Origin of the sequence: Halomonas sp. G15, from assembly GCF_021282295.1 — a bacterium.
Lineage (GTDB): Bacteria > Pseudomonadota > Gammaproteobacteria > Pseudomonadales > Halomonadaceae > Halomonas > Halomonas alimentaria.
In genome coordinates this window covers 21,008-34,218 of the sequence record NZ_JAJSPA010000004.1, presented here as the reverse complement: position 1 = coordinate 34,218, position 13,211 = coordinate 21,008, and the positions used below count along the sequence as shown (strand labels likewise).

The window sequence follows — 13,211 nt, the reverse complement described above, 5'->3', positions numbered from 1 at the left end:
CCCTGCCGTTCATGACGCGGCGACCAGGCGTGCCACGGCGCGCTCCAGGCGCGCCATGCCTTCGGCGATATCGGCCTCGGGAATCACCAGCGAGGGCGCCATGCGCAGCACGTTGGGGCCGGCGATCAGCGCCATCAGGCCCTCCTCGATGGCCAGCGGCAGGATGTCCTTGGCGCGGTCGCGCCAGGCCTCGCTCATCTCGGCGCCGACCAGCAGGCCCATGCCGCGGATCTCCTTGAACACCCCGTGGCGGGCATTGATCGCCTCCAGGTGCTCGCGGAAGAGGTCGTGACGGCGCTGGACACCCTCCAGCACCTCGGGGGTGTCGATGTACTCCACCGCCGCCAGGGCCACCGCCGAGGCCAGCGGGTTGCCGCCGTAGGTGGAGCCGTGGGTGCCCATCGTGAAGGCCGGGGCGACGCGATCGGTGGTCAGCATGGCGCCCACCGGGAAACCGCCGCCCAGCGCCTTGGCGCTGGTCAGGATATCCGGGATCACGCCGAGCTGCTGGTAGGCGTAGAGCGAGCCGGTGCGGCCCACGCCGGTCTGCACCTCGTCGAAGATCAGCAGGGCGTCGTGGGCATCACACAGGTCACGCAGCCCCTGCAGGAACTCACGCTGGCCGGGCAGCACGCCGCCCTCGCCCTGCATCGGCTCCACCATCACCGCACAGGTGTCGTCGTTGATCAGGTCGCGCACGCTGTCGAGGTTGTTGTACTCGCCGTGGACGATGCCACCGGGCACCGGACCGAAACCCTGGGCATACTTGGGCTGGCCGCCCACGCTGACGGTGAAGAAGGTACGCCCGTGGAACGCCTGGCCGAAGGAGACGATGCGGTGCTTGTGCTCGCCGTCCTGATTGAAGGCCCAGCGCCGCGCCAGCTTGAGTGCCGCCTCGTTGGCCTCGCCGCCGGACGAGCACAGGAATACCTTGTCGGCGAAGGTGCGTTCCACCAGGGCCCGGGCCAGGGCCAGCGCCGGTTCGTTGGTATAGACGTTGGAGAGGTGCCAGACCCGCTCGGCCTGCTCCTTCAGGGCATCGACCAGCACCGGGTGGCAGTGACCCAGGCCGTTGACGGCGATGCCGCCGGCGAAGTCGATATATTCTCGGCCCTGCTGGTCCCACAGGCGGCTGCCCTCGCCGCGCACCGGAATGACCTGCTGGGGGGCGTAGTTCGGCACCATGTAGCGATCGAAGTCGGCGCGGGTCGGGGTCTGGCTCATGACATCCTCCTGTGAAGTCGGGAAGGCGCATCCGGGATGCGCCAGCCTTCGAGTATAGGGAGGCAAGCGGCATGACGCTTTCACCGATGGGACGGCAACTTGTGAAAAAGCCCCCCCCCGCTTCGGCCGGCTGCGCTAGTCTGGAATCGTTCCCCCGCAAGGAGCCAGGCATGTTCAACACCACCGGCTGGAATCGCCGCCGCTACAGCCTCTACGCACCGATCTATGACGCCGTGGCCGAGCGAGCCTTCCGGCGCGCGCGGCGCGCCTCCCTCAGCCAGGTACTCTGGCACCCCGGCATGCGCGTGCTGCTGGTAGGAGCCGGCACCGGGCTCGACCTCCCCTTTTTGCCCAGAGACATCGAGCTGCACGCCACCGACCTGTCGCCGGCCATGGTGCGGCGCCTGGAACACCGCGCCGAAGCGCTTGGCATGGACGTGCAGGCGGAGGAGATGGATGCCGAGCAGTTGGCGTATCCCGACGACCACTTCGACGTCGTGGTGATGCACCTGATCCTGGCGGTGATGCCCGACCCCGCCCGCGGCCTTGCCGAGGCGCACCGGGTGCTCGCCCCCGAGGGCCAGCTCTGCGTGATGGACAAGTTCCAGCCCGATGACCACCCGGCTGGCATGGGGCGCCGAGCCTTGAACGCCCTGACCTCGGCCATCGCTACCGATATCACCCGCCAGGCTCGTCCGCTGCTCGAAACCGGCGGCTTCGTCATCGAGCAGGACACCCCGGTGATGATGGGCTCGCTGTTCCGGGCACTGCTGGCCAGGCCAGCCTGATCAGCCGAGTCGCTCCTCTCGGGGTGTCACGCCGAAGTGATTGCGATAGGCGGTGGAGAAGTGTGCCGCCGAAGAGAAGCCGGTGAGCAAGGCGATCTCGCCGGCCGGCTGCTCGCTCTCACGCAGCAGCCGCCGGGCACGCTGCAGGCGCAGGCCCATGTAGTAGCGGCTGGGCACCGCCCGAAGGTGCTTCTTGAAAAGTCGCTCCAGCTGGCGCCGGGAGACCCCCAGGTGCTCGGCCAACTCATGGGTCGTCAGCGGCTCCTCGATGTTGGCCTCCATCAGTGCCACGGCATCGACCAGGCTCTGGGGGGCGCCGGCCAGCGGTGAGTCCGGCTGGGGCTCGTCGGCCATGCGCACCCGCTCCAGCACGAAGTGGGCCGAGACTCGCTCGGCAAGCTCGCTGCCGTGATGGCTGGCGATCAGGGTCATCATCATGTCCATGGCCGCGGTGCCACCGCCGCAGGTCAGGCGGTCGCGATCGATCTCGAAGAGCTGACGCGAGAGGCGGATGCCCGGATGAGCGCCGGCCACCGCCTCGAAGCGCGGCCAGGGCACCGTGGCGCGGTAGCCGTCGAGCAGCCCCGCGTTGGCCAGCAGCTCGGCGCCGCCACCGACTCCCGCCAGGCTTCGTCCCTGGGCGACCAGCCGGTGCAGCCAGGCAACCAGCGCCGCCTTCGGTGGCTCACCCCAGGGGGCGCACACCAGCAGCAGGTCGAAGGCGTCGTCATCGGCAATCGCACGGTCGGGGTTGAGCACCTGGGAGGAGCCACTGGGGACCGGACGACCGTCCAGCCCCAGGGTAACCAGGGAATAGAGGGAAGTACCGGCCAGGCGGTTGGCCACCGCGAGCGGCTCGGTGGCACAGGCCTCGGCCAGTAGCGAGAACCCCGGCAGCACCACCACCCCTACCCGGCGCCGGACAGGTGCGGTGCTGGTGGTTGTTACGTCGGGCATGCGGGGCTCTCGGAACGACAGGGTCGCCCATTGTAGCCAAAGCCTCTGCCCGAGACAGCCTCCACGGCCGCTTCGGCAAGGCTATCGCCCCACCCCTAGAGGCCGGTCAGCAGCATGAAGCCCACCACGGCAACCGCTACCACGACTACAAGCGGCAGAACCCAAGGCAAGCCACGGGATGGCTCCCGGGCCTCGGGCTGGGTCTCGTCGGGCTCGGGATGCTCATAGTCCTCGGGCTGGCTGACTTCCTTGAGGTGCTGAAGCTCCTCTTCGGGGGTCTGGCTCTCGCGGGTATCCATGGCGCCCTCCGGGTCTGCGGGAAAACCGGCAGGACGCTGTGGACGCCCTGCCCTTACAGGGTTACGACATCGAATTCCGCCACGGGATCCACGTCGGCATCATAGTCGACATCATCCCGCTCGAAGCCGAACAGCTTCAGGAACTCGTGCTTGTACCCAGCATAGTCGGTGATCTCGAAGAGGTTCTCGGTGGTCACCCTTGGCCACAGCTCCTTGCAGGCCTGCTGGACATCGTCACGCAGCTCCCAGTCGTCCAGGCGCAGACGGCCGGCCTCGTCGGTATCGGCGCCGCCCTGCCCTTCACCAAGATACAGCCGCTCGCCGAACAGGCGGTTGAGCTGGTCGATGGTGCCTTCGTGCAGCCCCTTCTCCTTCATCACCTTGTAGACCATGGCGATGTAGAGCGGCATCACCGGGATGGCCGCACTGGCCTGGGTCACCACCGACTTGAGCACCGCCACATTGGCGCCACCGCCGGTAGCCGAGAGGCGCTTGTCGATCTCGCCGGCGGCGCGATCCAGGTCCTCCTTGGCCTTGCCCAGGGCGCCGTGCCAGTAGATCGGCCAGGTGATCTCGGTGCCGATGTAGCTGAAGGCCACGCTGCGGGCGCCAGGCGCCAGCACGCCGGCACGGTCCAGGGCGTCGATCCACAGCTCCCAGTCCTCGCCGCCCATCACCGCACGGGTATCCTCGATCTCCTGCTCGGTGGCGGGCTCCACCTCGGCCTCGATGATAGTGTCCTTGTTGGTATCGATGGCGGTGGCACGGTAGGTCTCGCCGATCGGCTTGAGGCTGGAGCGCTTGAGCTCGCCGGAGTCCGGCAGCTTGCGCACCGGCGAGGCCAGCGAGTAGACCACCAGGTCGACCTGGCCCAGGTCCTGCTGGATCAGCTCGATGGCCTTCTCGCGCGCCTCGTGGGAGAAGGCATCGCCGTTGATCGACTTGCTGTAGAGGCCTTCCTGCTTGGCGAAGCGGTCGAAGGCGGCACTGTTATACCAACCGGCGGTTCCCGGCTTCTTCTCGCTGCCGGGCTTCTCGAAGAACACCCCCAGGGTATCGGCGCCGTAGCCGAAGGCCGCGGTGATGCGCGCCGCCAGGCCGTAGCCGCTGGAGGCGCCGATCACCAGCACCTTCTTCGGCCGCGGCTCCCCGTCACCCAGGGCCTTGTCCAGACCCCGTGCGCGGGTCGCCTCGATCTGCTCGAGCACATTCTTCTCGCAACCGGCGGGGTGGGTGGTGGTGCAGATGAAACCGCGTACCTTGGGCTTGATGATCACGTCAGACCTCGCTGTTGGTATCGTGAGCGGACGCCGCCGCCCTGTCATGGAGTGGTAATCGTCCTATTCTAGCGGTCACGTCCGCCGCTGTCCGCCCTTGAGCCCGGGCGGCGCCTGGGGCAGGATGCCAGCCTGACGGCGGTTACCCTAGCGATGATACTCGGGAGCGAACGATGGATGCCCAGACCCTGGTCGACGAACGCGGCGAACTGTGGCTGGCGCTGGCGCCGCTGTGGCTGGAGCGCGAACCGGGCGAGCGCGACTACGCCCAGATGCTCGAAGTCATCGAGCGCCACGCGCTCACGGTAAACGAGCTGGAGTGGGTGTTCCGCATCGAGCTGGCGCCGGTATTGGCTCGCTACCAGATGTCGATGGTCGGCGAATGGCGGTCGTTCGACGACTACAAGCTGATGAAGCAGCTGGTGGCCCACAACCTGCGCCTCAAGGGCTGGCGGCGCAAGAGCTGGGCGCTGTTCTCGGGGCTGACCACGATGATGACCCGGCATCGCTGGAACGAGCTGATCGGCCGCCTGATGGTGGAGCGCGGCGAGACACCCCCATGATGACCCGACTCACGCAACATCAGGCTGGAACGAGCTGATCGGCCGCCACTCCCTCAAGCCTCATCCAGCGCCAGCTCCAGCGCGATGCGCAGCTCGTCCTCGCCGTCGCGCGGCGAGAAGCGACGGATCACCCGGCCATCGCGCCCCACCAGGAACTTGGTGAAGTTCCACTTGACCAGGCCGGTGCCCAGCAAACCGGGCGCCTCGCGCTTGAGCTCGACGAACAGTGGATGGGCGTCGCTGCCGTTGACCCTCACCTTCTCCATCAGCGGAAAACTCACCTGGTAGTCCCGGGCGCTCAGGGCGCAGAACTCCTGAGCAGACTCCGGCGACTGGCGACCGAACTGGTTGCAGGGAAAGCCGATCACCATGAAGCCACGATGGCGGTAGCGACGATAGAGTCGCTCGAGCTCGCGCAGCTGGGGGGTGAAGCCGCAGCGACTTGCGACGTTGACGATAAGCAGCACCTGGCCACGCAGCGCGCCGAAGTTGAAGGACTCGCCCTGGGCGGTGCGGCATTGATGGTCGTGGATAGACATGCGCGGGCCTTGATGGTCGATGACCTTCACGATGCCACGCCACCCGCGGCGGCGCTACCCCGTGACGCCCTGCCTGGCGAGCCGGCGGCGGACCTCGGCGACGCGCCGCCCGAGGACCCGGCGCCGGGTGCGACGTTCCGCTGCTCCCAGGGGCGCATAGCGCAGCCGCTCGAGCTGGTGAGCGCAGTCACGCAGCGCCGGCCCGGCGGCACCGGTGGAGTCGGCCAGGCGGCGCAGGTGAGCGGCCGGCGACTCGCCGTCGTGGGGCGGCATGCCGCGTTGCGCAAGCCAGGCCTGCAGCCGGCGGATTCGCAGCGCCTCGTCGCGTCCCTCCCGATGGCGGCGCCAGGCGAGCCCCAGGCCACCCGCGATTCCACCCAGCGCCCCGAGGGCCAGTGCCAGGCCCACCAGCCACGCCAGGAGGCCGCGCCCGGGAAGCAGACCCAGCAGGGCGCCCCACAAGGCGTGCAGCCGCTCGACTACCCGGGCCAGGAAGGCGCTGCGCGATTCGTCGCGATAGCCGATCACCCCGCGCTGCCAGCGATACTCCAGACGCTCCCAGTCCAGACGCAGTCGATTGACCCAACCCAGCTCGCGCATGCGCAGCGGCGAGAAGGGGGAGTCGGCCAGGAAGGCGTCGCCACCATCCTCCACCGCCTCGGCCCCCTGTTCGATGCGCTCCGGGGCGATGGCGGCGGTGGGGTCGAGGCGCTGCCAGGCACCGTCCAGCCACACCTCCACCCAGGCGTGGGCATCGTAGTCGCGCACCGTGAAATGGCCGTCGGGATGGCGCTCGCCGCCCAGGAAGCCGGCAACGATACGTGCCGGTAGCCCCACCGACCGGGCCAGCACCGCCATGGCCGAGGCGTAGTGGGTGCAGTAGCCGGCACGGCTATCGAACAGGAACTCGTCGACCCGGTCGCGGGAGGTCAGCCGCGGCGGCGACAGGGTATAGCGGAATGGCGCCTCGCCGAAGCGTGCCATGAGTGCCGCCAGGAAGGCGCGAGGCTCGCCCTCGGCCTCGCGCCACAGCCGCTCGGCCAGCGCGCGACTGCGCGGGTTGGCATCGTCCGGCAGCCGGGTGTGCCAACGCTCCCCCAGGGGCTCGGGCCAGCTCGGCGCCAGGCCACTGCTCGAAAGGCGCAGCAGGCTGCGCGAAGCGAGCGGCACGAGTCCCTCCACGGTGCCATCGGCCAGCCAGCGCAGGCGCTCGTCGCTTTCCAGCGGCGTCCCCAGCGCGGGCCGCCAGGGGCGGCTGTCGGGCTCCAGCAGCAGTTCCGCCGTGAAGCGTGGTTCGGTGGCATCCGGCCAGGGCGAGCGGGGCCCCTCGGCCACCAGGTCGCGCAGCTCCCGCCCCAGGCCGGCGGCGAGACGCTCCGGCGATAGCCGGCGCCAGCGCTCGCCATCGAACTCGGAGAGGGTATAGACCCGCCAGTAGCGCTCATCGGGGGCCGGTTCGGCGCCCTCGAAGCGCACCCGGAAGGCGCGCCGGTCACTGCGCGACAGCTCGGCGATGTCCCCCGGGGCGATCTCGTCGCTGAGCCCGGTGGCGGCTCGCTCGGCCTGGGGCAGGTTCCACAGCGGCCCGATCCGCGGGAAGACCAGGTACAGCAGTACCATCAGCGGCGCCGCCAGCCCCAGCAGCCAGGCGCTCTCGCGCCATGCCTGGCGGGCACGGGTGGCACCGGCCAGCCATACCAGCGAGTGCATCAGCCAGGCCACCGCCAGCAGGGCGCCGGCGGCCATGGGAATGCCCTGGTCGTGAAGGAAGGCCACGGTAGTGGCGACCATACCGATCAGCACCACCACCCGGGCATCGCGGCGGTTATGGGTCTCGAGCAACTTGAGCAGGTAGACCCCGAGCAGCAGGCCGATCATCGACTCCATGCGCCCCAGGGTGCCGTAGTGCAACCACAGGCCGCCGGTCAGCACCGCCACGCCGGCCAGGCGCAGCACGACCCCGGCCCGGGGCAGGCGACGGCGCAGCTGCAGGTAGCGGTAGCCGGCCACCAGGGCGGCGAGACCGGCCAGCCAGGCCGGCATGAAGGCCAGGTGCAGGGCCAGCACCAGGCACTGGCCGACGAACAGCCGACGCAGCATGGCCGCACTCAGGGCGCGGCCGTCGGCCAGTACCGCCGGCGGCGCCGCATGCCGGCTCATCGCACACCTCCCGGCGTGCCAGCGGGGCGGAAGCGCGCCAGCGCCGTCAGCGCCTGGCACCGCTGGGCAGCTCCCTCTCCCTGGGCCAGGGTCACTCCCGGCAGGCGCAGCCCGTAGCGATCGCCGGCCTGGTGGTGGGCCAGCACCCGCGCGCAGAGGATCGACAGGCGCGTCTCGGGGTCGCCACGACAGGCATCGTAGTCCAGCCACAGCTGCTGGCGGGGCGGCACGCTGAAGGCCTTGGCCGCCAGCACGCCGGTGCGGCTCCACTGCTTCCAGGCCAGCCGTGCCGGGCTGTCGCCGGGCTCGGCCCGGCGCAGGCCCGCGAAGTCGGTGGCCTCGAGTCCCGCCCCGGCCTGGCGGTGCTCGGGAATCTCGTCGGCCAGCGGCCGGGGATAGACCAGCAGCGTCTCGTCACTCGCCAGCCAGGCTACGGCGCGCACCAGGCCCAGCGGCCAGGCGCTCTCCAGGCGCAACAGCGGCAGCGGATGCTCGCCGCGCGCGCCGGCCGGCAAGGCCAGGTCCGCCTCGCCGTGCCCCTCGGGCAGCGAGACCGAGGCGGATGCCTCAGGCGCATGGACCTCGATGGCGTGGCGTGCACGCCCGCCATCCAGCATCACTCCCAGGCGCGCCTCGCCCCCGGCAAAGGTCTCAGCGGGCAGGCGCAGGCTGGCACGCACGCCGAGCAGGTTGCTCCAGGTTCGCAGCAGGGCCACCGCCGCCACCGCAAACAGCCAGAAGGAGAGCCCGTAGGCGAGGCTGTTCTGGTAGTTGATGCCGAACAGCAGCAAGAGCAGGACCAGCACCGCCCAGCCCAGGCCGAAGCGGGTAGGCAGCAGGAACAGCCGGCGCTGGGGCAGCGACGTACCGGGCGCGATCGCCGCCCGCCGCCACCAGCGCTGGCGAGACGCCCGGGACAGCACGGCTAGCCCATCACCGGCACGCGGGCCAGCAGGTGGCGGGCCAGCGCCTCGCCCTCCTCGCGCCGGCCGCTGCTCAGGCGATGCCCCACCACCGGCACCCATACCGCCTGGACGTCCTCGGGCAGCACGTGGTCGCGTCCCTCGAGGAGCGCCCAGCCACGGGCCGCCTGGAGCAGCGCCAGGGCACCCCGGGTGGAGAGCCCCCAGGCCAGCTCCGGGTGCTCGCGGCTGGCGGTGACCAGCGCCTGCACATAGTCGAGCAGCGCCTCGGCCACATGGATGGAGCCCAGCCGCGCCTGCCAGGCGCGCAGCCGTTCGGCATCGAGCAGCGCCGGCAGCTCGGCCAGGCGTTCGCGGCCGGCGCGACCGCGCAGGATCTCGCGTTCGGCGCGGGCGTCGGGGTAACCCAGCGAGAGGCGCATCAGGAAACGGTCGAGCTGGGACTCCGGCAGCGCGAAGGTGCCGGCCTGCTCCTGGGGGTTCTGGGTGGCGATGACGAAGAACGGGTCGGGCAGCGAGCGGGTCTCGCCCTCCACGGTCACCCGACCCTCCTCCATCGCCTCGAGCAGCGCACTCTGGGTCTTGGGGGTGGCGCGGTTGATCTCGTCGGCCAGTACCACGCCATGGAAGATCGGCCCGGGATGGAAGGTAAAGCGCGCCTCGCGCGGATCGAACACCGAGACACCCAGCACATCGGCGGGCAGCAGGTCGCTGGTGAACTGCAGCCGCTGCATGTCCAGGCCGGTGACGCGCGACAGCGACTGGGCCAGGGTGGTCTTGCCCAGCCCCGGCAGGTCCTCGATCAGCAGGTGGCCGCGGCTCAGCAGGCAGCAGAGCGCCAGGCGCACCTCCCGGGACTTGCCCAGCACCACTCCCTCGAGGGCCGCCAGCACGGCGTCCAGTTCGTTGAGGCTGGCCGGCCGATTCATGACGCCGCCCCCAGCAATCCCGCGTCACGCAGCACCTCCACCGCCTGGCGGGTGTCCGGGGTTACCTCCGCCAGCGCCAGCGCCTCGGCAGGCGGCAGCCAGAACGCCTCGGCCACCTCCTCGGCCTGGAGCGTCAGCGGCCCGTCATGCTCGACCCGATAGAGGCTGCCGAAGATATGGTTGCCGCCCCGGGCATGCACGAAGCCACCTGCCGGCACCAGCGTCGCGCCGCGGATGCCCAGCTCCTCCTCGAGCTCGCGGCGGGCCGCCAGGTGAACCGCCTCGCCGGCCCCCACCACACCGCCGGCGGCCAGGTCGAGCCCACCGGGGAAGACCTCCTTGGTCAGGGTGCGGCGCTGCACGCAGAGCTCACCGCGGGCGTTGACCACCACCACGTAGGTGGCACGGTGCCAGAACCGGAAACGGCGCATCTCGGCGCGCCAGGCGCTGCCACAGGGGCGATTGCGGGCGTCCACCAGCTGGATACGCTCGCGGGCAACATGCGGCGCCGGCAGGCGCGCGTCGCGCGGTTCTTCGATCATCGGCGTCTCCCCGGGAAATGCCCCAAGCCTAACCAGTCGGTGACGTGGCGTCACGTTGACCGTGGGCATCGCGACTTCCATGCTCAGTCAAGGCCGCCGATGCGGAGACCCGCCATGCCCGATTATGCACCCCGTCACCGCCTGGCCACCCATGAGGTGGCCAACCAGCCACCCCCGGCCGGCGATCGCGACCTGCTCGCCGAGGACCTTCCGCTGCGCGAGGCCCTGGCCCGGGAGGCCCCGGCGTGGGTCGCCGAACGGCTCGCCGCACTGGGCCGCGAGACCGGCAGCGAGGGGGTCCAGGCGCTGGGTGAGGCGGCCAACCGCCACCCGCCGGAGCTGCGCCTCTTCGACCGCCACGGCCGGCGACTGGACGAGGTGACCTACCACCCCGCCTATCACCAGCTGATGCGCCTGGCCATCGAGGGCGGCTGGCACGCCGTGGCCTGGCAGGAGGAGGGGCACGGCGGCCACCAGGCCCATGTCGCCGCCCTTTACCTGCTGACCCAGGCCGAACCGGGCTTCTGCTGCCCGGTGACCATGACCCACGCCGCCATGCCGGTACTGCGTCACTCCCCGCATGTGGAGACCCACTGGGCGCCCGGCCTGCTGGCCAGCCACCATGACCCGCGGGCGCTGCCGGCGGCGCACAAGCGGGGGCTCACCTTCGGCATGGCCATGACCGAGAAACAGGGCGGCAGCGATGTGCGTAGCAATTCCACGCGAGCCGACCCACTCGCCGCCACGCAAAACGAACCCCTCGCCACGACGCGGGCGGAGCCGACCGACGACGGCTGGCGACTGACCGGCCACAAGTGGTTCTGCAGCGCCCCCATGTCCGACGCCTTCCTGACCCTGGCGCAGACCGAGGCGGGGCTGGGGTGTTTCCTGGTGCCGCGCTTCACCCCCGATGGCGAGCGCAACGCCATCGAACTGCAGCGACTCAAGGAGAAGTGCGGCAACCGCGCCAACGCCTCGGCGGAGATCGAGTACCGCGGCGCCTGGGCCGAGCCCATCGGTCCGCCCGACCGTGGCATCGCCACCCTCCTCGAGATGGTACAGCAGACGCGTCTGGATGCCGCCAGCGCCCCGGTGGGCATGATGCGCCAGGCCCTCGGCGAGGCGTGGCGCCACGTGCAGGCGCGCCATGCCTTCGGCCGGTCACTCGCCGAGCAGCCGCTGATGCGTGCGGTGATCGCCGACCTGGCGCTGGAGGTGGAGGCCGGGGTGGTCCTCTCGCTGCGCGCGGCACGCGCCTTCGACGGCGCGGCCCGCGGTGACTCGGGCGAACGCGCCCTGGCCCGGCTGCTGCCGGCGCTGGCCAAGTACTGGCACAACAAGCGCGGGCCGGGCTTCATGGCCGAGGCCATGGAGTGCCTGGGGGGCATCGGCTATGTGGAGGAGTCGCCACTGGCGCGCCTCTACCGCGAGGCGCCGGTCAACTCGATCTGGGAGGGCTCGGGCAACGTGATCTGCCTGGATGTGCTGCGGGTACTGGCCCGCCACCCCGAGGCACTGGAAGCGCTATGGCAGGAGCTCGCCCCGGCGCGGGGACAGGTCGGGGAACTGGATGACGCCCTGGGTGGCCTGGAGCACCTGCTGGAGGCGCCTCCGCAGGAACTCGAGCCGCGGGCGCGCTGGCTCACCCAGCGTCTGGCCCAGTGCCTGCAGGGAGCGCTGCTGCTGCGCCATGCACCGAATGCGGTCGGCGAGACCTTCTGCCGGGCACGGCTGGGTAGCGAGGCGGGCCCCGCCTACGGCGTGCTGCCCAGCGGCTCACCCGTGGCGGAGGTACTGAAACGCATCGCGTCCTGAGTGGCCCCCAGCTCCAGGATATCCCCGGCTGGCATCGGTCGAGCGAGCCCGAAGCCCTGGACATGGGTGCAGCCGAAGCGGTCGAGCAGCGCCAGCACTCCCGGGTCCTCGACCCCCTCGGCCACCACTCGGATACCGAGTCTGCGACCCAACAGTGCCACCGCCTCGACGATGGCGGCATCCTGGGACTCTTCATGCAGGTGACGGACGAAGCTGCGGTCGACCTTGAGCTCGCTGATCGGCAGCAGCTGCAGCCGCGACAGCGACGAGAAGCCGACGCCGAAGTCATCCACCGAGACCTCCAGCCCACCCAGGCAGAGGCGTGCCGCCACCTCGCTGCCCAGCAGATCATCGTGCATTGCGGCGGTCTCGGTCACCTCCAGCACCAGCGGCGGGTCACCGGGTCGCCGGTGCCGGGTCAGCGCCAGCAGGTCAGGACACATCAGGTCATCGGGGGTCACGTTGACCGATAGCGACGGCATGACGCCCTGGCGATGCCAGATCGCCGCATCACTCAGGGCCATCTCCAGCACGTGGCGCGTCAGTCGCTTGCCCTGCTCCGGTGAGAGCAGGGGCAGGAAGCCCGCGGGGCCGATCAGGCCCAGCTCGGGATGCGCCCAGCGCACCAGCGCCTCCACGCCACTCAGGCGCCCGGAGGAGAGCTCGAACTGGGGCTGGTAGTGGAGGGTCAGCTCCTGGCGCAGTAGCGCCAGCTCAAGCTCCTCACTGGAGAATACCGGGTCGCCAGTCACCTCGGCGGGCGGTTCGCGTCCCACCCGCAGGCTGCCCAGGCAGCGGCGCAGGTCGGCCAGGCGCATGGGCTTGTCGAGGCAGCCCAGCATATGCAAGCCCAGGGTCTGCCCCACCCGCTCGGCGATGCGCGCTATCTTGCGCTCCACGCCGGAGAGCAGCAGCACCCACCCCCGGTAGCCGGTCGCCGCCAGGCGGCGCAGCAGCGCGATGCCATCCTCGCTGCCCACCTCCAGACCCATGACCACCAGCTGCGGGGGACGCCTGACCACCTCATCCAGCAGGTGCGCGGAGTGGCGATAGTAGCGGCTCTCCAGGCCCAGTACCTCCAGCTGCAGGGAGAGCACCGCGGCCACCTCCATGTCCGCTTCCAGCACCAGGGCAAGAGCCTGGGACGCTTGTGACGTCTCGTTCATCGGCAGGATCTGCGCAGCGAATTCATCAC

The 13,211-nt window shown here is 70.4% G+C and carries 13 protein-coding genes; 3 read left to right on the top strand and 10 right to left on the bottom strand.

Annotated features, from left to right (window positions below; translation table 11 throughout):
• Nucleotides 1-9: 9 nt before the first annotated feature.
• Entirely contained in the window at nucleotides 10-1,224 is a 1,215-nt protein-coding gene (locus LWH48_RS03475; RefSeq protein WP_232911286.1) for an aspartate aminotransferase family protein, read from the bottom strand.
• Between the two features lie 170 nt (nucleotides 1,225-1,394).
• Here LWH48_RS03475 and LWH48_RS03470 point away from each other — a divergent pair, with 170 nt between their 5' ends.
• Complete coding sequence (locus LWH48_RS03470; RefSeq protein WP_232911285.1) at nucleotides 1,395-2,012, top strand: class I SAM-dependent methyltransferase; 618 nt, start codon at nucleotides 1,395-1,397, stop codon at nucleotides 2,010-2,012.
• Here the strand turns inward: LWH48_RS03470 and LWH48_RS03465 are convergent, their stop codons facing one another.
• The 3 genes from LWH48_RS03465 to fabV all read right to left on the bottom strand — a co-directional run bounded on the left by LWH48_RS03465 (nucleotide 2,013) and on the right by fabV (nucleotide 4,545).
• Nucleotides 2,013-2,969: a GlxA family transcriptional regulator gene (locus LWH48_RS03465; protein WP_232911284.1), complete on the bottom strand. Its 957-nt coding sequence runs from the start codon at nucleotides 2,967-2,969 to the stop codon at nucleotides 2,013-2,015.
• 95 nt (nucleotides 2,970-3,064) lie between these two features.
• Complete coding sequence (locus LWH48_RS03460; RefSeq protein ID WP_232911283.1) at nucleotides 3,065-3,268, bottom strand: hypothetical protein; 204 nt, start codon at nucleotides 3,266-3,268, stop codon at nucleotides 3,065-3,067.
• 53 nt (nucleotides 3,269-3,321) lie between these two features.
• The gene (gene fabV / locus LWH48_RS03455; RefSeq protein WP_232911282.1) at nucleotides 3,322-4,545 is read right to left on the bottom strand and encodes an enoyl-ACP reductase FabV; all 1,224 of its coding nucleotides are present in this window, start codon (nucleotides 4,543-4,545) and stop codon (nucleotides 3,322-3,324) included.
• A gap of 173 nt (nucleotides 4,546-4,718) precedes the next feature.
• Between fabV and LWH48_RS03450 the strand changes: the two genes are divergently transcribed.
• Entirely contained in the window at nucleotides 4,719-5,108 is a 390-nt protein-coding gene (locus LWH48_RS03450; protein WP_232911281.1) for a DUF7079 family protein, read from the top strand.
• Nucleotides 5,109-5,161: 53 nt separating this feature from the next.
• Here LWH48_RS03450 and LWH48_RS03445 read toward each other — a convergent pair whose 3' ends face one another.
• The 5 genes from LWH48_RS03445 to LWH48_RS03425 are packed head-to-tail and all read right to left on the bottom strand — an operon-like array spanning nucleotide 5,162 to nucleotide 10,201.
• Nucleotides 5,162-5,647 carry a glutathione peroxidase gene (locus tag LWH48_RS03445; protein ID WP_161430615.1) on the bottom strand — a complete coding sequence of 162 codons (486 nt, stop codon included), beginning with the start codon at nucleotides 5,645-5,647 and terminating at the stop codon, nucleotides 5,162-5,164.
• Between the two features lie 54 nt (nucleotides 5,648-5,701).
• On the bottom strand, nucleotides 5,702-7,807 hold the full coding sequence (locus LWH48_RS03440) for a transglutaminase family protein (protein ID WP_232911280.1): 2,106 nt from the start codon (nucleotides 7,805-7,807) through the stop codon (nucleotides 5,702-5,704).
• Complete coding sequence (locus LWH48_RS03435) at nucleotides 7,804-8,730, bottom strand: DUF58 domain-containing protein (RefSeq protein ID WP_232911279.1); 927 nt, start codon at nucleotides 8,728-8,730, stop codon at nucleotides 7,804-7,806. The genes LWH48_RS03440 and LWH48_RS03435 overlap by 4 nt, the downstream gene beginning before the upstream one ends.
• Before the next feature lie 2 nt (nucleotides 8,731-8,732).
• Nucleotides 8,733-9,659, bottom strand: a complete 927-nt coding sequence (locus LWH48_RS03430) for an AAA family ATPase (protein WP_161430611.1) — start codon at nucleotides 9,657-9,659, stop codon at nucleotides 8,733-8,735.
• Nucleotides 9,656-10,201 (bottom strand): NUDIX hydrolase, encoded by a 546-nt coding sequence (locus LWH48_RS03425; protein ID WP_232911278.1) that lies wholly within the window; start codon nucleotides 10,199-10,201, stop codon nucleotides 9,656-9,658. The genes LWH48_RS03430 and LWH48_RS03425 overlap by 4 nt, the downstream gene beginning before the upstream one ends.
• Nucleotides 10,202-10,315: 114 nt before the next feature.
• On the opposite strand from LWH48_RS03425, the gene LWH48_RS03420 reads away from it, so the two are divergent.
• Complete coding sequence (locus tag LWH48_RS03420) at nucleotides 10,316-12,016, top strand: acyl-CoA dehydrogenase family protein (RefSeq protein WP_232911277.1); 1,701 nt, start codon at nucleotides 10,316-10,318, stop codon at nucleotides 12,014-12,016.
• Here LWH48_RS03420 and LWH48_RS03415 read toward each other — a convergent pair.
• Entirely contained in the window at nucleotides 11,956-13,182 is a 1,227-nt protein-coding gene (locus LWH48_RS03415; protein ID WP_161430605.1) for an EAL domain-containing response regulator, read from the bottom strand. The genes LWH48_RS03420 and LWH48_RS03415 overlap by 61 nt on opposite strands.
• Nucleotides 13,183-13,211 lie beyond the last annotated feature (29 nt).